The sequence below is a fragment of the Plantactinospora sp. DSM 117369 genome (assembly GCF_053764795.1).
In genome coordinates this window covers 5,215,088-5,240,116 of the sequence record NZ_CM132446.1, presented here as the reverse complement: position 1 = coordinate 5,240,116, position 25,029 = coordinate 5,215,088, and the positions used below count along the sequence as shown (strand labels likewise).

Genomic DNA, 25,029 nt, shown 5'->3' with positions numbered 1-25,029 from the left:
GCAACCGGCCCGACGGCACCGCGCCGGGCCGACCCAGTAGGTCGGCCCGGCGCGATGCTGTCGGTGGGGTGGACGGGTTGTCTTCGGCTGCCGCTGCGGGCCGGGGAGATCGGCACCGTGCAGCGGGAACTCGCCGCCGGGACGGGCCCGGACGAGGGATCCGGCTGGCCGTCCCGACCGGCCGAGGTCACTGCGAGGGCTCGGGCACGTCACACTCGATCTCGGGGTTCAAGCCGACATAGTTGAGCGGTCCGGCGACCACCGTCACGGCGGTGGTGCCCACCTCGGCGCAGTTGTCGTTGCTCCGGTCGAAGTATCCGCGCTGTCCGGCCGCGATCGCGCCGATGATCAGCCATAGCAGTACGATGACGCCGCCTATCGATCCGTAACGCATGAGAGCCTCCTCGGGGGTGGAATGCGGATCGACCCGGCGCGGTGACCGAGGGCCGAACTCCTGCCGGCCCCGGCCCGCCGGGAGTGTTGCCGACCTGATACCCATCGCCCGATCAGGCGCAAACGCCGCCACTCACGCAGTGGCGGCCAGGCCCGGCGAAGCGTCGCGGTGCCGCCGGTTCGCGTCGTGCCGCCGGAGGTACGCCTCGGGCGGAGCGCGGTCGGTCCGGCGGGCGGCGGCAGCGACAACCAGTCACCGCAACCGGCGCGGCCCCGAGCGGTGGGACGGCGGACGATCGGGGGCGACGGATGACCGGGACGCACGACGAACGGCACGAGGCACCGGAGGAGGTCCGGGACAGCCCCACCGGTTGGGTGTCGGCGCACATCCGGCGCTATCTGGCGACCGACGGGGCGGAGGGACACGACTACCACGGCTTTCCGACGCTGCTGATCACCACCCGGGGCCGGCGGACCGGCGCCCTGCGCAGGACCGCGCTGATCTACGGACGGGACGGCGACCGGTACGTCGTGGTGGCCTCGAACGGCGCCGCCGCGCGCGATCCGAGTTGGTTTCTCAACCTGCTGGCAGACCCGGTGGTGCGGGTACAGGTGCGGGCCGACCGGTTCGTAGCCCGGGCCCGGGTCGCCGACCCCGTCGAGCGACCCCGGCTCTGGGAGTTGATGGCGGGGATCTTCCCGATGTACCGGACATACGCCGGACAGGCACCCCGGCAGATCCCCGTGGTGCTGCTGGAACGCCGCTGAGCCGCCGGCCCGGTCCGGGCTGGACCGCTGGCCGGGACGTACACCGGTCCTGGACTATCCGGCCGCCGCCCGGACGAGTCGTCCCCGCAGCACCACCGCGCTGAGGCGGTCCAGTCGGTCGAGGTCGCGGCGGGGGTTTGACCGGCGGCCGGTGTGCGGGTCGGCCGTCGGTGCCGACGGTTACGGTAGCGCCCATGACCGACAGCGACTGTCCCTGGGAACCGCCCCTGGTCGGCACCGAGGTCGCGCACCTCCTCGGTGCGCTCGACCGGTTGCGCACCACCTTCCGGTGGAAGGCCGACAACCTGGACGCGGCCGGGCTGGGCACCCGGCTCGGCGTCTCCGCGTTGACCCTCGGCGGCCTGCTCAAGCATCTTGCCCTGGTCGAGGACCATCTCTTCACCACCAGGCTGACCGGGGAGCCGATCGGCGCACCGTGGGACACCATCGAGGCCGCGGGCGGGGGCGACTGGGTCTTCACCTCCGCCGCCGACGACACGCCCGAACAGCTCTACGGATACTGGGACGGCGCCGTCGAGCGGTCCCGGGCGCGGCTCGGGGCGGCCCTGGCCACCGACGGGCTCGACCAGCTTGTGCACCTGTCCTGGCCGGACGGTCGGCGTGCCAGCCTGCGTCGGCTCGTCTTCGATCTGGTCGAGGAGTACGGCCGGCACACCGGGCACGCCGACCTGCTCCGGGAGGCGGTGGACGGACTCGTCGGCGAGGACCCTCCGGCGGGCTGGCGGCCGAAATCCGGCACGTTCCGGGCGGGTGACTGATCCGCGTCCTCCCGTTCGGTCGCCGGCCCTCGTCCGGGCGCCGCCGGTAGGGGCGACCAGCAAGGCCGTCGGCCGCCGGCCATTGTCGACCCTCCTAATTTGCCCGATCATCGGTCTGCCCCTGCAAATCAGCGTATAACGGGACCAAAGGTTGATTTCGGCGCGACCGATCACCGGATCGGCCGTGCCGCGAGGCGTGAAAGGTCTGGTCATGCGACCGCTTCGGGTGCTGCGGATCATCTCCCGAATGGCTGTGGGCGAGGCCGCGCCGCAGGTCGGCGCCTTGATGCGCGGGCTCGATCCGGACCGCTTCGAGCAACGGCTCTACGCGGGCCCGGTCGAGCTGGGTACCGGCGACTACCGCCGGTTGCGGGCCTCCGACGTACCCGTCCGGGTGCTGCCCGCGCTCCGCAGTCCGGCCCGGCCGGTCGACAACCTCCGGGCGCTGGCCGCGTTGATCAGGGAGATCCGCCACTTCCAGCCCGACCTGGTGCACACCCACGACGTGCGGGCCGGCGTGCTGGGCCGGGTCGCGGCGGTCACCTGCCGGGTGCCGATCCGGGTGCACACCTTCCACACCCATCCAGTGCCCGGTTCGTCGCGCATCGCCGGCCAGGTGGCCGCGGGTGCCGAGTGGATGCTGGCCCGGACCAGCCACGCCCTGGTCGCGGTCGGCGCCCGGCTCCGCGACGAACTCCTGGCCGCCTCGATCGGCCGTCCTGACCAGTACACCGTGATGCCACCGGGGGCGAGCCTGTCGCCGCTGCCCGGGCAGGACCACGCGCGGCGTACCCTCGGACTGCCCGAGACCGGGCCGGTGGTGGCGTACATCGGTCCGCTCAGTACGGCCAAACGGCCGGACCGGTTCCTCACGGTGGCCCGGGCGGTCCGGCGTACCCGGGCCGATGTCCGGTTCGTGGTCTGCGGCGAGGGTGCCGAGTTGGCCGAGACGGTCAGGGCGGCCGCCGCCGACCGGATCGAGGTGACCTTCCTGCCCTGGCGGTCCGATCTGGAGACGGTCTACGCGGCCGCCGACCTGGTGGTGCAGACCTCGGATCACGAGGGGACGCCGCTGACGCTGATCGAGGCCGGCCACGCCGGTCGGGCGGTGGTGGCCACCGACGTCGGCGGCACCGCCGAGGTGATCCGGCACGGCCGGACCGGGCTGCTCTGCGACCGCCGGGACATCGACGGGCTGAGCCGTGCGGTGCTGCGGCTGCTGGCCGACGACGAGTTGCGGCACCGGATGGGCCGCACCGCGCTGGCCGAGACCAGGGAGGCGTTCGGCACGCCCCGGCTGGTGGCGGCCACCCGGGACCTCTACCACAGGCTCGCGATGGCCCGGGGTTGCTGGCCGACCGAGCCTGCCGAGTCCCCCGGCGCGCTGGCCCGCGCCCGCTGACCCACCGCCATCCGGCGGCCGGGTCGCCGACCTGCCGGTGTACGAGGGACCGGACCACCGGCCTGGCCGCTCCGACGGGCCGGGTCGCCGACCTACCGCTACCCGACGGGCCGCGCCGACCTACCGGTGCGTGGACCACCCGGGCTACAGGCGTTCGACCACCGGGCCGCGGCAGCGGTCGCGGCTGTCGAAGACGTACCGGGCGGTTCTGATGATCATGTCGTAGTCGAGTACGTCGTGGTCGGTGACCACCACCACCGCGTCGGCGTCCCGGACCTCGTCCTCGGTCAACTCGACCATCGCCAGTTCGGTCGGCACCTGCCGGGGATCGGCGTACGGCTCCACCGCCCTGATCCGGGCTCCGAGCGCGTGCAGCCGGCCGGCCAGGTCGATCGCCGGAGAGTCCCGGAGGTCGCCGGTGTTCTTCTTGTACGCCAGGCCGATCATCAGCAGCCGGGCGCCCCGCAGCGGCCGACCCCGGCTACTCAGCCCGGCCATCACCCGCTGCGCCACGTACTCCGGCATGGCGTGGTTGATGTCGCTGGCCAGCTCGACGAACCGGAACTGCCGGCCGAGCCGCCGCTTCACCTGCCAGGACAGGTAGCAGGGGTCGATCGGCAGGCAGTGGCCGCCGATTCCGGGGCCGGGCCGGAAGGACATGAACCCGAACGGCTTGGTCGCCGCCGCGTCGATGGCCTGCCAGATGTCGATGCCGAGTTGGTGGCTGAAGGTGGCCAGCTCGTTGACGAGCGCTATGTTCACCTGGCGGAAGGTGTTCTCGATCAGCTTGGTGAGTTCGGCGACCCGGGTCGAGTCGACCGGTACGGTCTGCTGGACGATCCGGCGGTAGAACGAGTCGACCCGGTCCAGCGCCTCCGGTCCCATTCCGGAGACCACCTTCGGGGTGTTCTCCAGTCTCCAGACCGGGTTGCCCGGGTCGATCCGCTCCGGGCTGTAGCCGAGATGGAAGTCGTCCGGGCTGCGCAGCCCGCTGCCGGATTCGAGCAGCGGCCGGAGCAGTTCCTCGGTGGTCCCGGGATAGGTCGTCGACTCCAGGATGACGATGCAGCCGGGCCGGACGTACGGGGCGAGTGCCATGCCGGCCTGCTCCACATAGCTGAGGTCGGGTACGCCGTCCCGCAGCGGGGTCGGCACGCTGATCACGCAGACATCGAAGTCCCGGGCGTCGGCGTAGTCGCTGGTAGGCAGGTAGCGGCCGGTGGCCAGCGCCGTACCGAGCCGCTGGTCGGAGATGTCCTCGACAAAGGACTCCCCACTGCCGAGCCGTTTGATCCGGTCGGTGTCGAGGTCGAGTCCGACGACGTCCAGTCCGGACTCCACAGCGGCCACCGCGAGGGGCAGACCGACGTATCCCTGACCGACGACAACCAGCTTTTCGCTGCTCATAAGGGGCTCCCACCGTACTCGGACGACGTGGTGCACACCTTAGGGTGATTTATCGTTGATCACCCTCGAAACAGGGATAAAGGGAAGTATTTCCCATCGTCGTGCTGGCAGCGCGACGCTACACACACTGTTGGTAGCGGAGAGGCTACCAACAGTGTGGCACGGTTCGGCTCAGCCGTCCCCCGGCTCGACCGGCCCGCCGCTGCCCGGCGGGTCCTCAGGGCCGGTCGGCGGGTTGCTCGCCGGCGGATTGGTCGGCGGCGGCTCGGTCGGGTCGTCGCTCGGCTCGCTGTCCGGGGTCGGGCTCGGCGTCGGCGAGGCGGTGGGACGCGGCCGGGGACTGTCCCGAGGCCGGGGGGAGTTCGCATCCTGCCCGCTCGGCAGCGTCGGCGACGGCTGTTCCGGAGTGTGGGCCTCGACCGTCGCGGTGCTGCTGGGCGTCGGGGACGGCGGTGCGTTCGTCGCCGGGGCGTCGTCGGACAACCGGAAGGCGATCACGGCGGTGACCACCGCCGCGCCCAGCCCGATCACGGCGGCGATCCCGGCCAGGGTGAGGACGCGGACTCCGGGTTCCCGGTCCCGGCCGTCCGGGCCGACCACCGGATTGTCGGTCAGCGTGCTCGGCCCGCTCGCCGTGCCCGCCTTGCCGCTGCCACCCGCCGCGCCCGCGCGAACGCCGAGACCGGTCACCGCGGTCGGCTCCGCCGGGGCGATGCCGCCACCGTCGACCCCGCCCACCGCGTCCGCCGCCAGCACCTCCGGGTGGTTCGCGGCGGCCCGGGCCGCCGTCGCCAGCGCCGCCGCGTCCGGGTACCGGTCGGCCGGGTCCTTGGCCAGGGCCCGCCCGATCAGTTCGGCCACCGGCCCGGGCACGTCGGCGGGGAGCGGATCCGGATCCTCGTGCAGATGCTTCACCGCGACCTGCAACGGGTTCTCCCCGGTGAACGGTGGCTGCCCGGCCACGCACTGGTACGCCACCGCGCCGAGCGCGTAGATGTCGGTGGCGGCCGAGACGGGCTTGCCGGCGGCCTGCTCCGGCGCCATGTAGAGCGCCGTCCCGGGCACCGCGTTCGAGCTGGTGATGCTGGTGATGTTCACCGAGCGGGCGACCCCGAAGTCGAGCAGCCGGACGGCGCCGTCGGCCTGCACCAGCAGGTTGCTCGGCTTCACGTCGCGGTGCACGATCCCGCCCTGGTGGGCGGCGTGCAGTGCCTGGGCGACCTGGGCCACCACGCGCATCGCGTCGACCACGCTCAGCCGTCCGGTGTCCCGGATCCGGGCCGACAGTGGCTCGCCGTCGACGTACTCCATGACCAGGTAGTCGGTCCGGCCGGAGGGCAGCTCGTCCTCGCCGTAGTCGAAGACCTGCACGATGCCCGGGTGGTGCAGGGTGGCCAGCATCCGGGCCTCGGCGCGGAACCGGGCGATGAAGTCGGGGTCGGACAGCAGCGAGGGGAGAAGCACCTTGACCGCGACCCGGCGCCCGAGCACCACGTCGGTACCGCGCCACACGTCGCCCATCCCGCCGGTGGCGACACGCTCGTCAAGGCGGTAACGACCGCCCAGCAGGACTCCCGATTCCAGCACGTGCACACCGTACCCAGCCGTGTGGCCGGGTACGCAATCGCGGCGGCGACTGTGCCGCGTCGGCTGGTGGTGCCGTCGATCACCGTACCCGGAGGCCACCGCGACCGGTCCGGCACCCCGCCGGACCGGTCGCCGGATCAGCCGGAGACGGCGATCGCGGTCGAGTCGGCGGGGTGGTAGCAGCGCACCCGGTCCGGGTCGACGGCGAGCCAGACCGGGCTGCCGGGGCCGATCCGGAACGTCGGCGGCGCCTGCACCTTGAGCTGCCGGCCGGCCAGGTCCACGGTGAGCAGGATGGCCGCCCCGGTCGGCTCGACCACCTCCACCCGGGCCGCCAGCCGGCCCGGCCCGTCGGCGTCGAAGACCTCGATGTTCTCGGCCCGGACGCCCACCGTCACCTCGTCGCCCGGATAGTCGCCCAGCACCGTGGGGGCGGCCGTGGACTGGTCGCCGATCCGCAGCCGGGGCCGGCCGTCGGCCCGGTCGACCCGGGCCGGGAGGAAGTTCATCGGCGGGGCGCCGAGGAAACCGCCGACGAACTCGTCGGCCGGGCTGTCGTAGACCGCAAGCGGCGGGCCGACCTGCGCGACCCGCCCCTCGCGCAGCACCGCGATCCGGTCACCCAGGGAGAGCGCCTCGGCCTGGTCGTGCGTGACGTAGACCGTGGTGGTGCCGAGCTTGCCGACGATCCGCTTCAGCTCGGTGCGGAACTCCATCCGGAGCAGTGCGTCCAGGTTGGACAGTGGCTCGTCCATCAGCAGCACGTCGGCGTCGGTCACGATCGCCCGAGCCACCGCGACCCGCTGCCGCTGCCCGCCGGAGAGCTGCGCCGGATAGCGGTCCAGGTATTCGGTCAGGTGCAGCAGTTCGGCAGCCTCGCCCACCCGGCGGTCGATCTCCGCCCTCGGCGTCTTCCGCATGGCCAGCCCGAACGCGATGTTCTGGCGTACCCGCATGTGCGGCCAGATGGCGTACGACTGGAAGACCATCGACAGGCCGCGCTGCCGGGCCGGCAGGTCGGTCACGTCCCGGCCGCCGATGTGTACGCTGCCGGCGTCCGGGGTCTCCAGCCCGGCGATCATCCGCAGCAGGGTGGTCTTGCCACAGCCGCTCGGCCCGACGAGCACCAGGAACTCGCCGTCGCGTACCTCCAGACTGATGTCGTCGGTGGCGGGGGAGCGGGTCCCCGGATAGGTCTTCACCAGGTTCCGCAACACGATCTCGGCCAACGCTCGTCCCTTTCAGCGGATCGTGGTTCCCCACATGTTCAACAGGTAGCGGCGCATGAACGCGATGAAGACCAGGGCGGGTACGACCAGCGCGAAGCCCCCGGCGAACCGGAACGCCAGCGGCGAGTCGGCCAGCGTGGAGAGCACCTGGGCCGGCAGGGTACGCCGGTTGAGGGTGAGCACGGCCGCGCCGAGCACCTCGTTCCAGGAGGTGACGAAGGTGAAGATGGCGGCGGCGGCGATCCCGGGCAGCGCCTGCGGCAGTACCACCCGGGCGAACGCCCGCGGCGCGCTGGCCCCGAAGACCATCGCCGCCTCCTCGTGCTCGACCGGTACCGCCACGAAGATCGCCGACGTGATCAGGACGGTGGTCGGCAGCGCCAGCGCGGTGTGCAGCAGCGCGACCGCGTACGTGGTGTCGTAGAGCCCGGTGGCCAGGAAGACCCGGGCCAGCGGCACCGAGAGCACCACGATCGGCAGCGCCCGGGTGAGCAGCAGGAAGAGCTGGTACGGCTCCCGCCCCCGGAAGGCGTACCGGGCCACGGCGTAGCCGGCCGGCACCCCGAGGGCCAGCGAGAGGGCGAGACTGAGCAGGCCCACCTCGACGGAGTTCTGGAACCCGCCGACCACCCCGGTGCTGTCCAGGAAGACCCGCATCGTCTCGGTCGAGACGTCGGTGGGGAGCAGGGAGAGCGGGAACCGGTTCAGCGACTCCCGGCTGGAGAGCGCGGCCAGCGCGATCAGGTAGATCGGCAGCCCCATGAAGAGGGTGACCGCCACGCAGGCGACGTGGATCACGATCGTGCGGCGCCGGGCCGCCTTCAGCCGGCTCACCGACCACCGCCGGTGGCTGCCGGGTCGCGCAGCACCCGCAGGTAGACCACCGCGGTGCCGAGGGACATCAGCAGGATCACCAGGGCGATCGCCGCCGAGACCCGCTCGTTCTGCAACGTCACGTACCACTGGTAGGTCTCGCCGACCAGCAGCGGGAAGCTCCGGCCGGTGAGTGCCTGGGCGACCGCGAAGGTCTGCAACCCGAGGATGGTCCGCAGGATCAGCGCCACCTGGAGGCTCGGGCGCAACTGCGGCAGGATGACGTGGCGCAGCCGCTGCCAGTAGGTCGCGCCGAAGACAGCCGCCGCCTCGTCGTAGTCGCGCGGGATGTTCTGCAGTCCGGCCACCACGATCACCAGCACCAGTGAGGTGGCCCGCCACAGCTCGGCCAGCAGCACCGCGACGAACATGGTGGTCTGGTTGTCGTAGGAGAGCCAGGCGTAGCCGTCGCCGAGCCCGAGGTGGGCCAGGACCGAGTTGAGGTAGCCCCGGTCGGCGAAGATCGACAGCCAGACCAGCCCGGCGGCCAGGTCGCTGATCGCCAGCGGTACGCACCAGACGTAGAAGTAGAACGACGACAGCCTCGGCCGCTCCCGCAGCAGCAGCGCCATGGTCAGCGCGAACGCGAACTGCAACGGGATCAGTACGACGATCAGCAGTGCGGTGTTCCGGGTCGCCGTCCAGAAGTAGGGGTCGTCCAGCATCCGGCGCAGGTGGGCCAGGGTGGGCCCGTCGGTCCCGGTGAACGCCTGCCCGACGCCGACCACGATCGGCCAGAGGAAGAGCGCGGCCAGGAAGAGCACCGAGGGGGCGACCAGCAGCGCCGCCGTCGGCACCCGGGGCCGGGGTCGCCGACGGCCCGGCCGGGCCGGTGCCGCCGGGGACCGTTCGGTGGGCGCCGGATCCGGCGCGGTGGTCACTGCACCCGGCACGTCTGCCCCGCCGCGACCGGGTCCGGGCGCCAGCAGGGCACCTTCACCTCGTCCAGGATGCTGTTGAGCTGCTGGGCCTGCCGGTCGAGGACCTGCTGCACCGGCCGGCGGTCCAGGCAGATCTCCTTGAAGCAGTTCTTGAAGATCTGGGACACCTCGCCGTCCTTGCCGCCCAACCCCACCGGGGGCAGGGCCAGCACGGCGCCCTCGGCGTCCTGCTGCCGGCGCACCGCCTCGGCCTCCAGCGCCACGGCAGGCGGCAGGTCGGTCGGGAGCGCGGCCTCGATCACCGGGAAGAAGGCGTTGCGGCGCAGCACCTCCAACTGCACGTCCGGAGTGGTCAACGCCTCGATCACCTGGCGTGCCCGGTCCGGCTCCGGGGCGCCCTTCGGAATCGCCAGGCCGGCGACGACCAGCATGTAGCCGAGCCCCTTCGGACCGCGCGGCGCGGGCGCCATGATCCAGTCGTCCGGCTTGTCGGCCGGGGCGTTGACCAGCCGGGCGACGTGGTCCCAGGCGATCAGCACCTCGCCGCGCTGCAACGGCTCCTGCATGTTGTCGTAGTTGGTCGACGCCGGCGCGGTCTGTGCCCACAGCTCCACCATGTACTGCCAGGCCCGCACCGCCTCCGGGCCCCGGAACGTGGTCATCTGGCCGCCGGTGAAGCTCGGCAGCAGGTAGCCCTGGAAGAACCGGTGGTAGAGACCCTTCGGGCCGCAGGGCAGGCCGAAGACCGGCTTGTTGCCGTTGGCCCGCCGGGCGTTGCCGACCCAGGTCAGCAACTGGTCGTACGTCAGGTTCTGCACGTCGGCACCGCTGGGCAGCCACTGCAACGCCCGCTTGTTGACGGCGAGCACGTACGACGCCTGCATCCAGGGCAGGTAGGTGGTGGCGCCGCCGGCCAGCTTGCCGAGCTGGGCGAGGTCGGTCGGGAACTTCCGGTCGGCCAGCTTGCCGGCCAGGTCGTCGAGGTTCTCGAACTTGTCGGCGTGCGGGGCGAAGTCGCCGTGCAGCCCGCCGGCGAGGCTGACCTCGACCCGCCCGGCACCGACCTGCGAGGTGATGGTCGAGGAGAAGACGTTCGGCTCGACGGTGTTGTACGCGACCGCGCCGCCTTTGACCCGGTCCCGGAGGATCTGCTCGAACCGCTGCCGCTCCTCGACCGGGGTGAACTGGGTGGAGAGGAAGGTGATCGACCCCTCCTCGTCCGAGCCCGTGGTCGACGCGCCGCCGCAGGCGCTCAGTAGTGGAGCGGCCCCGGCGGCGAGGCCGAGCCCGAGTAGCCGGCGCCGGTCGAGCCGGAGGTCTGTGCGGGGCGTGCCTGCGCGTCGTGCCATCGTGCCTCCCCGTGACGGTGGTGGCCGGTCCGGTTCCGACTGCTGAGCGGGCACCGGTGCCGGCTGGAGCGGAGTGTCACAAGTGCACATATTCGCAAGCTTGGTGTCAAGCCGGGAACGCCGTTACGTTCCGTCCCGTTATCCAACCGGCGCCGCGCCGAGTCCGGCTCACCGGCTGACCCGGTCGGGTCAGCCGGCGAGCTGGTCCGCCTCCTCGGCGAGCTGGCGGGCGAGCGGCTCGATCCGGCAGCGCCAGGCGGCCAGCGCGGTCGCTTTGCCGCCCGGCGCGTCGGCCGGCCCGGTCTGTTCGAGTACCAGCCGGGCGCCGTGCCCGGTGCCCTGGGCCAGTTCCCAGCGGATCCGGCCGGCCGGTGCTCCGGCCGCTTCCCAGGCGTACTCCAGCAGGGTCGGGGGGTGCAGTGCGGTGACCGGGCCGGCCGGGAACTCGTCGGTGGTGAAGCCCGGCGGCGGTGGCGCGCCGAGCGTGGCCGGCCGGTCGGGCGCGGACCGGGTCAGTGCCGCCCAGACCGCCTCGGCGGGCCGGGTCAGTTGCCGCTCGAAGCGCACCCGCCAGCCGTCCCCGGTGGTGTCGGCGACCCCCTCGGCCAGCCCGAACCGCTCGACGTACGACTCGTGCAGCCGCCCCGACGGGCGTGCCGACTGGTCGACGGACCGGCCGTCCAGCACACATTCGAGCGCGTCGAGGCAGATCTGCCAGCCGGAGGCGAAGCTCGCGGCGCCGGCCCGGTCGTCGAAGACGTGGCTGAACACCAGCAGGCAGCCCGGACCGTCCGGGTGCAGTTCGATCCGGAAGAGCTCGTCCTCCCAGGTGAAGGCGAAGAGCCGGGGCGGTTCGTACGCGTCGACTCGGCCGATCGATTCCGGCGGCGCGTCGGGACCGGACCCGAAGCTGAAGGTGATCCGCCCGCCGGGGCGCGGGTCCAGTCGTATCTCGGCGGGGAACCACTCGCGGAGGTGCTCGGGCTCGGTGACGGCGGGCCAGACCTTCTCCGCCGGATGGGCCAGCCGGCGCTCGATGCGCAGCACCTGCCGTCCGTGCGCGGTGTCCAGGCTCTCGTTCACGACAACTCCTCGGATTTCGGATCGGTCCGCCGCTTCTTGGCGGGGCCGGAACGCGCCGGTGGCGGCGGCTCGACGACCGGCGGGTGCTCGGGCCCGGCGGAATTGTCGGACCCGGGTGGCATGGTGTTCAGATGCCGTTCAAGAGCATCGATCCGGCTGGACCACATCCATCGGTAGGGTGCGAGCCAGGCGTCGAGTTCGGCGAGCGGTTCGGGGCAGAGTTCATACCAGCGGCGTTGCGCCTCCGGGCGGACCCGGACCAGCCCGGCGTCGCGCAGCACCCGCAGGTGTTTCGAGGTGCCCGGCTGGGTCAGCCCCAACTGCTCGGTGAGTTCGCCCACCGAGCGCGGGCGCTCCCGGAGCAGGTCCAGGATGTGTCGCCGGACCGGCTCGGCGAGGACTTCGAACGGCGTGGCCATGACCCCGAACATACCAACTCAGTAATATGCCGAGCAAGTTATGCATGCGCGGCGCTCGGCAGTAGTCCGGAGCGTGTGCATCGGAAAAGCGGGTAAGGGGAGTCGGTTCCCAGGAGGGAGGACCTGCACTGATGCCATCCGACCTGGACAGCGGCACGATCCTGCGGGCGATGGAGGACGCCGAGGGATATGTCGCCAAGATCTGCTTCAAGACCGGGCCACCCACGCTCAGCGGCGTGGAACTGGAATGGACCGTGCACGACGCGGCCGTTCCGAGCCGACCGGTGGACCCGGCCCGGCTCCGCACCGCACTCGGCCCGTACGCCCCGACCACCCTCGATCCCGACAGTCCCGGCCAGCCGTTGCCCCGCTCGGGCACGGTCAGCGTGGAGCCCGGCGGCCAGGTGGAACTCTCCACCGCCCCGCGTCACCTCCTCGGCGAGCTGCACGAGAGCACCACCTCGGACCTCGCCCACCTCACCGATCTGCTCGGCGCCGCAGGACTCGTCCGCGGCGACACCGGCATCGATCCGCACCGGCCACCGACGCCGGTGGTCGACACCCCCCGCTACCGCGCGATGCGCTGCGCCTTCGACCGGCTCGGCGCGGCCGGCCGGACCATGATGTACAGCACCGCCGGGCTCCAGGTCTGCCTGGACGCCGGCACCGTCGACCGGTTCGCCGACCGGTGGGCCGCCGCACACGCCTTCGGACCGCCCCTGCTCGCGCTCTTCGCCACCGCCCGTCGGCACGCCGGCCGGGACACCGGCTGGGCCTCTGCCCGGATGGCCGCCTGGCAGTTCATCGACCCGGCCCGGACCCGTCCGGCCTGGTCGCCGACGCCGGGCTCGGCCGACCCGGTCGACGCCTGGGTCCGGTACGCGCTCGCCGCGCCGCTGCTCTGCGTACGCCGGGACGGCGGGGACTGGACGGTCCCGCCCGGGATCACCTTCCGGGACTGGCTGGCCGGTGCGCTGCCCCGGCCGCCGACCACCGACGACCTGGACTACCACCTCAGCACCCTGTTTCCGCCGGTACGCCCCCGGGGGTACCTGGAGATCCGCTACCTCGACGCGCAACCCGACGGTGAGTGGATCGCGCCGGTCGGCGTGCTCGCGGCGCTGCTCGACGACGACCGCACCCGGGACGCCGCCCGGGCGGCCTGCGAACCGGTCGCCGGCCGGTGGGCCGAGGCGGCCCGGCGCGGGCTGCGGGACCCGCTGCTGGCCGAAGCGGCCGCTACCCTGCTCGACCTCGCGCTGCGGTCGCTGCACCGCACCGGACTGTCGCCGGCGACCTGCGAGGAGATCACCCGGATCGTGGCGCGGCGGTTCGCCGCCGCGCGGGAGGGATCGACATGACCGACGTCCGACCCGACAACCGGCCGACCGGGCCGCTGCGCGACCGGATCGCCACCGAACTCACCCGGGCCCGGGACCGCAGCGTCCGGCTCACCGAGGCGGTCGACGACGACGACCTGGTCCGGCAGCACTCACCGATCATGTCCCCGCTGGTCTGGGACCTCGCCCACGTCGGCAACCAGGAGGAACTGTGGCTGGTCCGCGATGTCGGCGGCCGCGATCCGGTGCGGCAGGACATCGACGACCTCTACGACGCCTTCAAGCACCCCCGCAAGGACCGGCCGGCCCTGCCGCTGCTCGGCCCGGCCGAGGCCCGACGCTACGTCGCGACCGTCCGGGACAAGGTCTTCGACCTGCTCGACGGCGTACGGTTCGACGGCAGCCGGCTGGTCGCCGACGGGTTCGCGTTCGGCATGATCGCCCAGCACGAGCAGCAGCACGACGAGACCATGCTCGCCACCCACCAGCTCCGGACCGGCCCGCCGGTGCTCTCCGCACCCGAGCCGCCGCCCTCGGCCGGACCGGTCGCCGGTGAGGTGCTGGTTCCGGCCGGGCGGTTCACGATGGGCACCTCCACCGACCCGTGGGCGCTGGACAACGAGCGCCCCGGCCACCCGGTGGAACTGCCGGCGTACGTCATCGACGCGGCGCCGGTGACCAACGCGGAATACCTCGCCTTCGTCGCCGACGGCGGTTACGCCGACCAGCGGTGGTGGAGCGAGGCGGGCTGGCGGCACCGGTCGTCGGCCGGACTGACCGCTCCGATGCACTGGCGGCGGGACGGCACCGACTGGGGCTACACCCGGTTCGGCCGGTTCGCCCCGCTGGTCCCGGACGAGCCGGTGGTACACGTCGGCTTCCACGAGGCCGAGGCGTACGCCGCCTGGGCCGGCAAGCGGCTGCCGACCGAGGCCGAGTGGGAGAAGGCGGCCCGCTGGGACCCGGACAGCGGCCGGTCCCGCCGCTATCCGTGGGGGGACGACGACCCGACGCCCGAGCACGCCAACCTGGGGCAGCGGCACCTGGCGCCGGCACCGGTCGGGGCGTACCCGGCGGGTGCCTCGCCGCTCGGCGTCCACCAGCTGATCGGGGACGTCTGGGAGTGGACCTCCAGTCCGTTCCTCGGCTATCCCGGGTTCGCCGCCTTCCCCTATCGGGAATACTCCGAGGTCTTCTTCGGCTCCGCCTACCGGGTGCTCCGGGGCGGCTCCTTCGGCACCGACCCGGTGGCCTGTCGGGGTACGTTCCGCAACTGGGACCTGCCGATCCGCCGGCAGATCTTCAGCGGCTTCCGGTGCGCCCGGGACGCCCGGCCGGACGAGACGGCGTGACCGGTCCCGACCGGTTGCCCGGCCGGCGGAGCGGGGCCCGCTGATGTGCCGTCACCTGGCCTATCTCGGCCCCGCGCTACCGCTGGCCGCGCTGCTGTTCGACCCGCCGCACTCGTTGGCGCGGCAGTCCTGGGCACCCCTGGACATGCGCGGCGGCGGCACGGTCAACGCCGACGGCTTCGGCGTCGGCTGGTACCCCCTGGACGGCCCGCCGGTGCGCTACCGGCGGGCCACCCCGATCTGGGCCGACGACACCCTCCCGGTGCTGGCCGCGGCGACCTCGGCCGGCGCGGTACTGGCGGCGGTGCGCTCGGCCACCGTCGGCATGCCGGTGGTCGAGACCGCCGCCGCCCCGTTCGCCGAGGGACCGTGGCTGTTCAGCCTGAACGGTGCGGTCCACGGCTGGCCGGACTCGATCGCGGCGCTGGCCGGCCGGCTGCCGACCCGGGACCTGATGACCCTGGACGCCCCGACCGACGCGGCCCTGCTCTGGGCCCTGGTACGCCACCGGCTGCGCGCCGGGGCCGGGCCGGCCGAGGCGGTGGCGGAGACCGTCCGGGAGGTGGCCGCCGCGGCTCCCGGCTCCCGGCTGAACCTGATGCTCACCGACGGGCGGCTGGTGGTGGCGAACGCCGGTGGGCACGCGTTGTCGGTCCGGGCCACCGGGGAGTCGGTGCTGGTCAGTTCCGAGCCGCTGGCCGAGGAACCGGGCTGGCGGCCGGTCCCCGACGGCCATCTCGTCGTGGCCGCCGCCGGCCACCTCGACATCGCGCCGATCTGGCCGACGGACCACCGGCGCGGAGCCGGCGACCAGCGCGTCCCGGATCCGTCGGCCGCGATTCGACCGAGCGACGCAGCGCCGAGCGACGCAGCGCCGAGCGCGCCACCGGGGCGTGCGCGACCGGAGTGCCGGCGCGAGCAACAGCAGAGTCCGGGCTGAGCGGCCGGTGCGGCCGGTGCGAGGAACCGGACCCGCCGCACGGTGCGGCGGTGTCGACCGAGGGGAGTGTGCGGGTGACCGCTGATCCGTTGGAGATATATCTGGAGGAACGGGACCTGGAGCGGGCGCTGCGGGAGGACGTCCGGACCGGGCTCACCGGCACGCCCCGGTGGCTGCCGCCGAAGTGGTTCTACGACGCCCGGGGCAGCGAGCTGTTCGAGGAGATCACCCGGCTGCCCGAGTACTACCCGACCCGGGCCGAGCGGGCCGTCCTGGCGGCCCGGGCCGGGGAGATCGCCCGGCTCACCGACGCGAAGACAATGATCGAGCTGGGGTCGGGTTCGTCGGAGAAGACCCGCCTGCTGCTCGACGCGCTGACCGCGCGGGGCAGCCTCGGTACCTTCGTGCCACTGGACGTCTCGGTCAGCGCGTTGGAGCAGTCGACCGCCGAGATCGCCGCCGCCTATCCAGGGCTGCGGGTACGCGGCATCGTCGGCGACTTCACCCGGCACCTGGACCGGCTGCCCACCGGCGGCCGGCGGCTGGTGGCCTTCCTCGGCGGGACCATCGGCAACCTGCTGCCGGCGGAGCGGGCCGGATTCCTGGCCGCGCTGCGCTCGGCACTGGAGCGGGGTGACTGGCTGCTGCTCGGCACCGACCTGGTCAAGGACCCCGGCGTGCTGGTGCCGGCGTACGACGACGCGGCCGGGGTCACCGCCGAGTTCAACCGCAACGTGTTGCGGGTGCTCAACCGCGAGCTGGGCGCGGATTTCGAGGTGGACGGGTTCGCGCACGTCGCGCTCTGGGACCCGGACGAGCGCTGGATCGAGATGCGGCTGCGCGCCCGGCGGCCGATGCGGGTCCGGGTGCTCGACCTCGACCTGGCCTTCGCCGAGGGGGAGGAACTGCGGACCGAGATCTCGGCGAAGTTCCGTCCGCAGGACGTCGACGCGGAACTGGCCGCCGGCGGCTTCACCGTGCAGGCCCGGTGGACCGACGACGACGGCCTCTTCGCGGTGACCCTCGCCCAGGCCACCTGAGGTCCCGGTCAGCCGAAGGGCGCCTCGCCGCCGTCGGGCGTGCTCGGGTAGGGTCGTCGGCAGCGAAGGGGAGTAGCTCCCAATGTCGTGGTCGACATACTGGTGCGCGCGTGTCGCACACCCGGCCACGCGGCCTCACCCCGGTGGGGCGGGCGAGACCTTCGACTCAGGCAGCAATGCCGGGTCGAGGTCGCCCATGCCCCCGCCCGGCATCGACCGGGAAGGGTGACATGCAGGACTTCAACACCGCCTTGGCGATCAGCTTCGGCGTCATCTTCGTGGCCGAGCTGGGCGACAAGTCGCAGTTGATGGCGTTGACCTTCGCCACCCGGTTCAAGGCACTACCGGTGATCATCGGCATCACCGTGGCGACCTCGGTCGTGCACCTGGCCTCGGTCGCCCTCGGTGTCGGCCTCGGTGCCGCGCTACCCACCGGCTGGATCGCGCTGGTCGCCGGGCTCGCCTTCCTCGGCTTCGGCATCTGGACGCTGCGCGGCGACTCGCTCACCGAGGAGGAGCGGCGCAAGGCGGAACGGACCCGCCGCTCCGCGATCATCGCGGTCTCGGTCGCCTTCTTCCTGGCCGAACTCGGCGACAAGACCATGCTGGCGACGATCACCCTGGCCACCCAGTACGGCTGGTTCGGCACCTGGCTCGGCTCCACCGTCGGCATGGTGGCGGCCGACGCCCTGGCCATCGGCGTCGGCCGGATCCTCGGCCGCCGCCTGCCGGAGAAGACGATCCGGTACGGCGCCAGCGCGCTGTTCGGGATCTGCGGGGTCTGGTTGCTGGTGGACGCCGTGCACCAACTGACCTGACGACCACTGCCGGGTGTGGGACGGCCGGGATGCGGGTAGCCGTTTTGATGGCCGGCGGTCGGTACGGCCGACCTGTGGCCCGAACGGAGGATCACTGCATGACCAGGCACGATGAGCCGAACGAGTACGGGTTCGCCGGTGACGTGGCGCTGCCCGAGCCGGAACGGCCGCACAAGCGGGACGTGGTCGCGGAGGAGGCCGAGGAGGCCGCCGTTCCCGGCTCGGACCTGTCGCGTGAGTTCCGGGAGGCGCTCGCCGACTCGGACCAGGTGGAGGAGGCGGACGAGGGTGCGGAGCCGCCCCCGTCGCGTTGAGTCCCGGGCATCATCGACGGCGCCGGCCGAATGGCCGGCGCCGTTTCGTCTGCCCGCTCCGCCGCCGCTCCCGTCCGCCCTGCTCCGGGTGCGCTGCCTGAACACCTCGCTGGCTGAAGACGTCGCTGGTACTTATCGGCCTTATTGGGCCGAGTGTGACTACTGACGGCGCCCAATCATCTACATTCGGTAGGAACTGCCGAGCGACAAGTGGGAACTTTTCATACTGTCGCCTTTTTTATGATCACTAGAGGTCTTGGCGCCGATTGGTGCCGGGACGGAAGGCCGGGGCTGATGGATCTGCACACTTACCTGCGCGCGCTGCGCCAACGCTGGTGGGTGGTACTCGCGACCGTGATGGTCGCGCTGGGCCTCGCCGGGTTCGTCACGGTACGGGCGACCCCGCAGTACGCCTCCTCGGTGACCTTCTTCGTCACCTCCTCCGGGCACGGCATGACCGACGCGTACCAGGGCAGCCTCTTCCTCCAACAGCGAGTCAAGTCGTACGTCGACCTGCTCAGCAGCGACCGGTTGGCGCAGACCGTCGCGGCGGAGGAACGCGTGGGACTCACCGCGGACGAGGTGCGCTCCCGGGTCAGCGCGCAGGTCGAGGCGGACACCGTCCTGCTCTCCGCGACCGTCACCGACACCGACCAGGCCCGGGCGCTCCGGCTCACCGAGGCGCTGGCGGCGCAGTTCGTGAAACTCGTGCACAGCATCGAGACCCCGCCCGGCGCGAAGGAACCGCCCATCAAGATCGAGGTGGTCGGCGGCCCCCGGGTGAACGCCGAGCCGGTGTCGCCCCGCCCGGTCCGCAACCTCGTCCTGGCCGGAGTGTTCGGGCTGGTACTCGGCGCCGCGCTCTCCGTGTTGCGCGGACTGACCGACACCACCTTCCGGGACGGCGAGACGCTCCAGGAGGCGACCTCGGCACCGCTGCTCGGCAGTATCCCGTACGACGGGCAGGCCCGGTCGAGCCCGCTGATCGTCGGTGGCGCCGCCCAGACGGCCCGGGCCGAGGCGATGCGGAAACTCCGGACCAACCTGCGGTTCGTGGACGCCCAGGAGCCGGCCCGGGTCATCGCGGTGACCAGTGCGGTGCAGGCCGAGGGGAAGTCCACGCTCGCCTGCAACCTGGCGATCACGCTCGCCGAGGCGGGCTGGCAGGTGCTGCTGGTCGACGCGGACCTGCGCCGGCCCCGGGTCGCGGGCTATCTCGGGCTCGGCTCGGGCGCCGGCCTGACCGACGTGCTGATCGGCGAGGTCGCGGTCGAGGACGTGCTGCAACCGTGGGGCGACAAGTCCATGCTGGTGCTGCCGGGCGGTTCGGTACCGCCGAACCCGAGCGAGTTGCTCGGCTCGAAGGCCATGGCCGACCTGCTGCTGTCGCTGCGCGAGCTGACCGACATCGTCATCATCGACACCCCGCCGCTGCTGGCCTTCACCGACGGCGTGGTGGTGGCGGTGCAGGCCGACGGCGCGCTGCTGGTGGCCCGGCAGGGCAAGACCCCGAGCGCGCAGACCGCCGCCGCCGCGCAGGCGCTGCACGCGGTCTCCGCCCGGGTACTCGGCTGCGTGCTGAACATGTCGAAGGAGAACAAGATCGACGTCGAGCAGTACCGGGCGTACCGGAAGGGTGGGCCGGTGGAGACGGTCCTCGCCACGCGCGGCGAGGAGCCACCCGTCGCCGACCCGGTACGCGTCCCCCTGAACGGTGTCGTGGCCGCCGCGCCCGCGGACAACACGGAGGAGCTCGACCGGGTACCGCGATAACGCGGGCTCGCCCGGTCGCGGGGTGATCGGGGGATGAAAAATGAAGATCGGCGTTATCTCGTACTGGTTTCCGCCCGAGCCCGCCTTCATACCGGGCTGCCTGGCCGAAGAGCTGGCCGCACGCGGTCACGAGGTGCGGGTGCTCACCGGGTTTCCGAACCATCCGACCGGCCAGGTCTATCCCGGGTACCGGCAGCGGTGGCGGCACCAGACCGACGACGGCGGGGTCACCATCCGCCGGGTGCCGGCGTACGCCAGCCACGACGGTACGGCGGCCCGGCGGGCGGCGCGGCAGCTCACGTACGCGATGAGCAGCGCGCTGGCCGCGCCGGGCTTCCTGGCCGGGGTGGACGCGCTCTACGTCCACTTCCCGCCGGCCGGCGCGTACGCGGCGGCGGCCCTGCTCCGGATGCTGCGCCGGGTGCCGGCGGTGGTGCACATCCAGGACATCTGGCCGGAGGGGGTGACCGCGCCGCCTGGCGAGTCGGGGCGGGACGCTTCCGGCGGGTTCACCCACGGGCTGCTCGGCCGGACGATGCGCGCGATCTACCGGTCGGCGGCCGGGATCGCGGTGATCTCGCCGTCGATGCGGGACGTGGTGATCGAGCGGGGCGCCGATCCGGACCGGGTGCGGGTGGTGCTCAACTGGACTGACGAGCGGCTGTTCCGGCCCATGGGCACCACTCCGGCGGCCCGGCGGGCGATCGGGCACCGCGGGCACACCACCGTGATGCACGCCGGCACGATGGGGCCGTTCCAGCGCGTCGACACGGCGGTCCGGGCCGCCGCCGCGATCAACGGCAAGGTCGACCTCGATCTCGTCCTGGTCGGCTCCGGGCCGGAGGAGCGGCAGTCCCGGCAGCTCGCCGAGGAACTCGGCGCGACCAACGTCCGGTTCCTCGGCTGGCGTCCACCGGCCGAGGTGGCCGACCTGTACGCGGCCGCCGAATACCAACTCGTGCTGTTGCGCGATCTTCCGGCGCTGCGCGGGGCGGTGCCGGCGAAGTTGCAGGCGGCGCTCTCCGCCGGGGCGCCGGTGGTCGCCTCCGCCGGCGGGGACACCGCCGACCTGGTGGAGCGGGCCCGGGCGGGACTCTCCTGTCCGCCCGAGGACTGGCAGGCGCTGGCGGACCGGTTCGCCCTGGCTGCGGTGATTCCGAGTACCGCTCGCGCGGAGATGGCGCAGCGGGCCCGGGACAGTTATCTGTCCCGGATGTCGCTGCGCACCGGCGTCGATCAGATGGAGCAGCTGCTGGCCGAAGCGGTGGCCAGCCGCCGGCGGCGCTGACCTGGCTCTTCGCCCGTCACCGCAGCATCGCCCTGGCCGGTTTGTGAACTTTCCTCACTATAGCCCCACAAAAGCATTGTAAGGGCGGTTGAAATACCAACAGTGAACTGTGAGCCGTGCTATAGAGATATAGGCACTAAAGGCGTTGTGTCCAGTTCATCCGACTTAGTCGAAAGCGGTGGTGGCGGTGGGGGACGTGTCCCCGGGACGGCGGACGGCGGGCCGTCGAGTGGTCCGGCGGAAGCTCCGCCGGATCCTGCTCACCGCACTCGTCATCGGCTGCCTGCTGGCCGTCGGCGGCGGCTGGCTCGGACTGCGCGGCTGGCAGGCCGGTGGACACCTGGAGAACGCCGCCAGCCTGGCCCGGGAGTTGAGCCAGCAGGTGCTGGACGGCCAGACCGGGCAGGCGCGCCGGACCCTGGAGGCGCTGCAACAGCAGACCGCCGCCGCCCGCTCGCGTACCGGTGACATCGGCTGGCGTGCCGCCGGCTCCGCCCCGTACGCCGGCCGCAGCATGTCGGCGGTCCGGGAGCTGGCGGTCGGCGTCGACGAACTCGCCCGGCGGGCCTTCCCGGCCCTGGTCGAACTGAACCCTCAGACGTTGCTGCCCAGTTCCGGACGGCTCGACCTGGCCGCCATGCGCGGCGCGGTACCCGCGGTCGCCGAGGCGGACAGCGCGGTACGCGAGGTCCGGGACCGGATCCTCGCGGTGCCGACCTCCGGGCTCGTGCCCACGGTCCGGGACGCGGTGTCACAGTTGCGTGCCGAGCTGGACCGACTGGTCGAGGCGATCTCCGCCGTCCGGCGCAGCGGTGCCCTGCTCCCCGCCCTGCTCGGCGGCAACGGAACCCGGACCTACCTGGCGGTCTTCCAGAACCTCGCCGAGCCCCGGGCGACCGGCGGGATCTTCGGCGCCTACGCCGTCATCCGGGCCAGCAAGGGCGAGGTGAAACTGGTCAAGCAGGGCCCGGTCACCGACCTGAGCAATCACGGCCAGCCGCCGCTGTCACTGAGCCGGGAGCTGCGCGCGCTCTATACCGACCTGCCCGGGATCTATCCGGCGGACGTGAACCTCACCCCGCACTTCCCGACCGCGGCCACCCTGATCCGCCGGATGTACCAGCGGGCCGGTGGCGGCGCCATCGACGGCGTACTCGCCACCGACCCGGTCGCGCTCTCCTACCTGCTCAAGGCGATCGGACCGGTGCCGGTGCCGGGGCATCCGACCCTCACCGCGTCCACCGCGGTGCGTACCCTGCTGTCGGACGCGTACCGCCGGATCGACGAGCCGGCCAAGCAGGACAAGTACTTCGCCGTCTCGGCCCGGGCGGTCTTCGACGCCCTGCTGAAGCGGTCGGTGAACCCCCGCGCGGTGGTGCAGGCGGTCAACGCGGCCGTCGCCGAGCGCCGGATCCTGTTCTGGAGCGCGCACGCGAGCGAGCAGCGGGAACTCGTCGACACCCGGCTCGCCGGAGTGCTGCCGGAGCGGGAGTCGGTGCACGACGTCGGTGTCTTCCTCAACGACGGCAGCGGCGCGAAGCTCGGCTACTACCTGCACCGCTCGGCCGAGCTGACCGTCGGCGACTGCCGCGCGGACGGTAGCCGGGAACTCCACCTCCGGCTCACCCTGCGCTCGTCCGCACCCTCCTCCGGGCTCAGCGAGTCGGTGCGCGGCCTCGCGATGTCCGGCGACCCGTACACCGCCCGCGTTCTGGTCTCGGTCTTCAGCCCGGTACGCGGCTCGCCGCTGAGCGCCCGGCTGGACGGCAAGTCGAAGCCGATGGGCGGCGGCATCGAGCGGGGCCGGAAGGTCGGGGTACTGGCCGTCGACATCGGACCCGGACGTACCCGCGTACTGGAAGTGGGCCTGCTGACCCCGCCGAAATCCAGTGGCGCGGTCGAGTTGTGGCTCACCCCGGGCCCGACCCCATGGACCACCCGTGTCAGTTCCGCACCCGCGTGTGGCCAGTAGGCCGGCACGTCAGAACAAGTCATGCGATCCGTTGTGAACGTCATGCGATCAGTAGAGAGAGGATCCATCATGCGGCTATCCCGCATCATCGGCTCGGCGGTGGCGACGCTCGCCACGGTGGGCGCGTTCGCCATCGCGGGGTCGCCCGCACAGGCCCAGCCACTACCACAACCACCGTACCCACCACAGGCGCCGGCGCTGACCGTCAGTGACCCGACGGTGGAGGTGAACCAGACCTTCACGGTTTTCGGCTCCGGGTACGGCGGTAACGAACTCGTCCGGCTCGTCTTCACGCGTACGCCGCTGGGGCTCGGTGCCGGGACGGCGGTGCAGGACACCGGCGGGGTCGGCGCGATGCTGCCGGTTGCGCAGCAGGCGCAAACGGTGCACCGGAACCCGACCACGCTGACCGTCCGGGCGAACGTGACCGGGGAATTCTCGGTCCGGGTCCGGTTCAGCCGGACCGGCACCGTCGCCATCACCGGCACCGGGCTCACCACCGGCCGGGTGGCGAGCACCACGGTCACCGTCGTGCAGGCGCAGCCACCGCTGCCGGTCACCGGTAGCGAGACCGGGCCGCAGATCGCGCTCGGCACCATGCTGCTGATCGCCGGTGTGCTGCTGGTGCTGGTGGCGGTCGCGTGGCGGACCGCGAGCCGCCGCCGGGGCCGTTCGCGAGAGCTGACCTCGGTCGGCTGACCGTCGGGCGGGCGGCGAGAGCCGACCCGTACCTCGCAGGAGTGCCTGCCGGACGAGACACCTCGTCCGGCAGGCGCCTTCGTTTCTCGGCCGGACCTCCCGGAGCGGCGGCAGTGCTCGCCGCCGCCCCGGTGGCCGCGCGGTCAGGAGTCGAGCCGGCAGCAGTGGGCGGACAGGTCCCGCCAGAGGCACAAAGCCAGTCGGACGAAGGGTCACACCCACTACTGCCGACAATCAGCTCACCACTGATGAACCGATCCCGCCATGCTCACAGTCAGCCGACCTCCAGCAGCGTCTTGCCCAGCGTGCGGCGGGACTGGATGGCCTCGTGCGCGTCGGCCGCCAGGTCCAGTGGAAACCGCTGCCCGATCACCGGGCGCAGCCGGCCCGCCGCCGCCTCGGCCAGCGCGCGGCGGGTCAGCTCCCGCAACTGCTCCGGTGATCGGGTCAGCGACCGGACGACGGTCGCCCCCCGTTCCTTCGCGACCTCGTCCGGGACCTGTGTCCAGCTACCGCTGGCCAACCCGAAACTGACCAGCCGACCGCCCCGGTCGAGCAGGTCGAACGCCGACCGGCCCACCGCGCCACCCACCCCGTCGAAGACGACGTCGAGCCCGCCGGCCCCGGCCCGGACCCGGTCCGGCCAGCCGGGCACCGAGTAGTCGACCGCGAGGTGGGCGCCGAGGTCCCGGGCCAGCGCCACCTTCCGGTCACCGCCGGCCACGGCGACCACGGTGGCACCCGCCGCGCGGGCCAGTTGCACCAGCAGGCTGCCGACGCCGCCGGCCGCGGCCTCGACCAGGACCCGCTCCTCGGGGCGTACCTGCGCGGTCTCCAGCAACAGCAGTGCGGTACGCCCGTCCGCCAGCAGCGCCACCGCGCTGTCCAGCGGCAGCCCGTCGGGTACCTCGACCAGCCCGTCGGCGTCCACCGCCACGCGTTCGGCGTATGCGCCCGACCCGCCGGTACTGGTCACCACCCGCTGGCCGCGCAGCGCCGGTGCGACCCCCTGACCCAGCTCGGCGACCACACCGCCGACGCCGTTGCCCGGAACCGTCGGCAACCGCACCGGGAACGGGCCGGTGCCGGCCCGGAGCTGTGTCTCCACGAAGGTGATGTTGACGAACTCGACGTCGACCACCACCTGCCCCGGCCCGGCGACCGGGTCGGGCGTCTCCGCCACCGTCAGCCGCTCGGGACCGCCGAACTCCCGCAACCACACCGCCCGCATCCCAGCCCCTCCCGGCCTGCCGGCACCTCCACCGGGCCAGTCAACAACCTCGACCACGGTCGAGGTCAACCGGCGTACCGCACCGCTGGCCG

Annotated in this window: 22 protein-coding genes and 1 pseudogene; 13 read left to right on the top strand and 10 right to left on the bottom strand. The window is 72.5% G+C overall.

Features of this window, described 5'->3' with window-relative positions:
* Positions 1-187: 187 nt before the first annotated feature.
* Positions 188-394 carry a hypothetical protein gene (locus tag ACSMXO_RS22860; RefSeq protein WP_318394000.1) on the bottom strand — a complete coding sequence of 69 codons (207 nt, stop codon included), beginning with the start codon at positions 392-394 and terminating at the stop codon, positions 188-190.
* A 308-nt stretch (positions 395-702) separates the two neighbouring features.
* Between ACSMXO_RS22860 and ACSMXO_RS22855 the strand changes: the two genes are divergently transcribed.
* The 3 genes from ACSMXO_RS22855 to ACSMXO_RS22845 all read left to right on the top strand — a co-directional run bounded on the left by ACSMXO_RS22855 (position 703) and on the right by ACSMXO_RS22845 (position 3,342).
* Positions 703-1,161: a nitroreductase family deazaflavin-dependent oxidoreductase gene (locus ACSMXO_RS22855; protein ID WP_455413686.1), complete on the top strand. Its 459-nt coding sequence runs from the start codon at positions 703-705 to the stop codon at positions 1,159-1,161.
* Positions 1,162-1,355: 194 nt separating this feature from the next.
* The gene (locus ACSMXO_RS22850; protein ID WP_455413685.1) at positions 1,356-1,940 is read left to right on the top strand and encodes a mycothiol transferase; all 585 of its coding nucleotides are present in this window, start codon (positions 1,356-1,358) and stop codon (positions 1,938-1,940) included.
* Between the two features lie 211 nt (positions 1,941-2,151).
* Positions 2,152-3,342, top strand: coding sequence for a glycosyltransferase (locus tag ACSMXO_RS22845; RefSeq protein ID WP_455413684.1), 1,191 nt, complete (start codon positions 2,152-2,154; stop codon positions 3,340-3,342).
* 144 nt (positions 3,343-3,486) lie between these two features.
* Here the strand turns inward: ACSMXO_RS22845 and ACSMXO_RS22840 are convergent, their stop codons facing one another.
* The 8 genes from ACSMXO_RS22840 to ACSMXO_RS22805 all read right to left on the bottom strand — a co-directional run bounded on the left by ACSMXO_RS22840 (position 3,487) and on the right by ACSMXO_RS22805 (position 12,170).
* Entirely contained in the window at positions 3,487-4,749 is a 1,263-nt protein-coding gene (locus ACSMXO_RS22840; protein ID WP_455413683.1) for a nucleotide sugar dehydrogenase, read from the bottom strand.
* Positions 4,750-4,920: 171 nt separating this feature from the next.
* Positions 4,921-6,336, bottom strand: coding sequence for a protein kinase domain-containing protein (locus ACSMXO_RS22835; protein WP_455413682.1), 1,416 nt, complete (start codon positions 6,334-6,336; stop codon positions 4,921-4,923).
* Positions 6,337-6,473: 137 nt separating this feature from the next.
* On the bottom strand, positions 6,474-7,565 hold the full coding sequence (locus ACSMXO_RS22830) for an ABC transporter ATP-binding protein (RefSeq protein ID WP_455413681.1): 1,092 nt from the start codon (positions 7,563-7,565) through the stop codon (positions 6,474-6,476).
* Positions 7,566-7,577: 12 nt separating this feature from the next.
* Positions 7,578-8,399, bottom strand: coding sequence for a carbohydrate ABC transporter permease (locus tag ACSMXO_RS22825; protein ID WP_346262299.1), 822 nt, complete (start codon positions 8,397-8,399; stop codon positions 7,578-7,580).
* Positions 8,396-9,319, bottom strand: coding sequence for a carbohydrate ABC transporter permease (locus tag ACSMXO_RS22820; protein ID WP_346262300.1), 924 nt, complete (start codon positions 9,317-9,319; stop codon positions 8,396-8,398). The genes ACSMXO_RS22825 and ACSMXO_RS22820 overlap by 4 nt, the downstream gene beginning before the upstream one ends.
* Positions 9,316-10,668, bottom strand: a complete 1,353-nt coding sequence (locus ACSMXO_RS22815; protein ID WP_346262301.1) for an ABC transporter substrate-binding protein — start codon at positions 10,666-10,668, stop codon at positions 9,316-9,318. The genes ACSMXO_RS22820 and ACSMXO_RS22815 overlap by 4 nt, the downstream gene beginning before the upstream one ends.
* 189 nt (positions 10,669-10,857) lie before the next feature.
* Positions 10,858-11,751: an SRPBCC family protein gene (locus ACSMXO_RS22810; protein ID WP_455413680.1), complete on the bottom strand. Its 894-nt coding sequence runs from the start codon at positions 11,749-11,751 to the stop codon at positions 10,858-10,860.
* Complete coding sequence (locus ACSMXO_RS22805) at positions 11,748-12,170, bottom strand: ArsR/SmtB family transcription factor (RefSeq protein WP_455413679.1); 423 nt, start codon at positions 12,168-12,170, stop codon at positions 11,748-11,750. Before ACSMXO_RS22805 ends, ACSMXO_RS22810 begins: the two co-directional genes overlap by 4 nt.
* A gap of 131 nt (positions 12,171-12,301) precedes the next feature.
* Between ACSMXO_RS22805 and egtA the strand changes: the two genes are divergently transcribed.
* The 10 genes and pseudogenes from egtA (at position 12,302) to ACSMXO_RS22755 (ending at position 23,706) form a co-directional block, all read left to right on the top strand.
* Positions 12,302-13,531: an ergothioneine biosynthesis glutamate--cysteine ligase EgtA gene (egtA, locus tag ACSMXO_RS22800; RefSeq protein ID WP_455413678.1), complete on the top strand. Its 1,230-nt coding sequence runs from the start codon at positions 12,302-12,304 to the stop codon at positions 13,529-13,531.
* Positions 13,528-14,862 carry an ergothioneine biosynthesis protein EgtB gene (egtB, locus tag ACSMXO_RS22795; RefSeq protein WP_455413677.1) on the top strand — a complete coding sequence of 445 codons (1,335 nt, stop codon included), beginning with the start codon at positions 13,528-13,530 and terminating at the stop codon, positions 14,860-14,862. The genes egtA and egtB overlap by 4 nt, the downstream gene beginning before the upstream one ends.
* Before the next feature lie 43 nt (positions 14,863-14,905).
* Positions 14,906-15,640: pseudogene (gene egtC, locus ACSMXO_RS22790) on the top strand (ergothioneine biosynthesis protein EgtC); the annotation flags it as partial.
* A 236-nt stretch (positions 15,641-15,876) separates the two neighbouring features.
* Positions 15,877-16,842 (top strand): L-histidine N(alpha)-methyltransferase, encoded by a 966-nt coding sequence (egtD, locus tag ACSMXO_RS22785; protein ID WP_455413676.1) that lies wholly within the window; start codon positions 15,877-15,879, stop codon positions 16,840-16,842.
* 230 nt (positions 16,843-17,072) lie between these two features.
* A complete protein-coding gene (locus ACSMXO_RS22780; protein ID WP_346262307.1) occupies positions 17,073-17,660 on the top strand; it encodes a TMEM165/GDT1 family protein in 588 nt (195 codons plus the stop codon).
* Positions 17,661-17,758: 98 nt separating this feature from the next.
* The gene (locus ACSMXO_RS22775; RefSeq protein ID WP_346262308.1) at positions 17,759-17,974 is read left to right on the top strand and encodes a hypothetical protein; all 216 of its coding nucleotides are present in this window, start codon (positions 17,759-17,761) and stop codon (positions 17,972-17,974) included.
* A gap of 294 nt (positions 17,975-18,268) precedes the next feature.
* Positions 18,269-19,747, top strand: coding sequence for a polysaccharide biosynthesis tyrosine autokinase (locus tag ACSMXO_RS22770; protein WP_346262309.1), 1,479 nt, complete (start codon positions 18,269-18,271; stop codon positions 19,745-19,747).
* Between the two features lie 40 nt (positions 19,748-19,787).
* Positions 19,788-21,035: a glycosyltransferase family 4 protein gene (locus ACSMXO_RS22765; protein ID WP_455413675.1), complete on the top strand. Its 1,248-nt coding sequence runs from the start codon at positions 19,788-19,790 to the stop codon at positions 21,033-21,035.
* A gap of 187 nt (positions 21,036-21,222) precedes the next feature.
* A complete protein-coding gene (locus tag ACSMXO_RS22760) occupies positions 21,223-23,007 on the top strand; it encodes a DUF4012 domain-containing protein (RefSeq protein WP_455413674.1) in 1,785 nt (594 codons plus the stop codon).
* A gap of 69 nt (positions 23,008-23,076) precedes the next feature.
* Entirely contained in the window at positions 23,077-23,706 is a 630-nt protein-coding gene (locus ACSMXO_RS22755) for a hypothetical protein (protein WP_455413673.1), read from the top strand.
* 274 nt (positions 23,707-23,980) lie between these two features.
* On the opposite strand, the gene ACSMXO_RS22750 is transcribed toward ACSMXO_RS22755, so the two are convergent.
* Complete coding sequence (locus ACSMXO_RS22750) at positions 23,981-24,937, bottom strand: zinc-binding dehydrogenase (protein WP_455413672.1); 957 nt, start codon at positions 24,935-24,937, stop codon at positions 23,981-23,983.
* Between the last annotated feature and the right edge of the window lie 92 nt (positions 24,938-25,029).